Source organism: Cellulosimicrobium composti (assembly GCF_009711085.1).
GTDB lineage: Bacteria > Actinomycetota > Actinomycetes > Actinomycetales > Cellulomonadaceae > Cellulosimicrobium > Cellulosimicrobium composti.
The window spans coordinates 1-351 of record NZ_WMKA01000144.1 but is presented as its reverse complement, the minus strand read 5'-3'; the positions used below and the strand labels follow the sequence as shown (position 1 = coordinate 351).

Sequence of the window (351 nt, the reverse complement as noted above, 5' to 3'; positions counted from 1 at the left end):
ACCGTCGCCCTCGAGGCCGACAGCCCTCTCGCCGATGCCCGCTGGACCCGGCACCACGTCGAGCGCGCCGCGATGACGTTGCCCAACGGGTACTGCGGGATGCCCGCCCAACGTGCGTGCCCGCACGCCAACGCGTGCCTGACCTGCCCCCTGTTCCTGACAACCCCGCAGTTCCTGCCCGAGCACCGCAAGCAGCTCGCCCTGACCGTCGCGCTCGTCGACCGCGCCACCGAGGCCGGCCAAACCCGCCTCGCCCAGACGAACCAGCAGGTCGTCGACAACCTCACCACGATCATCACCGCACTCGAAACAGAGGAGGCCCCGGATGCGGGCTGACAACACCCACCACCT

Annotated in this window: 1 pseudogene; it reads left to right on the top strand. The window is 70.1% G+C overall.

The features are described 5' to 3' along the window. Positions 1-336, top strand: a pseudogene (locus GJV82_RS19290) (tyrosine-type recombinase/integrase); the annotation flags it as partial. Positions 337-351 lie beyond the last annotated feature (15 nt).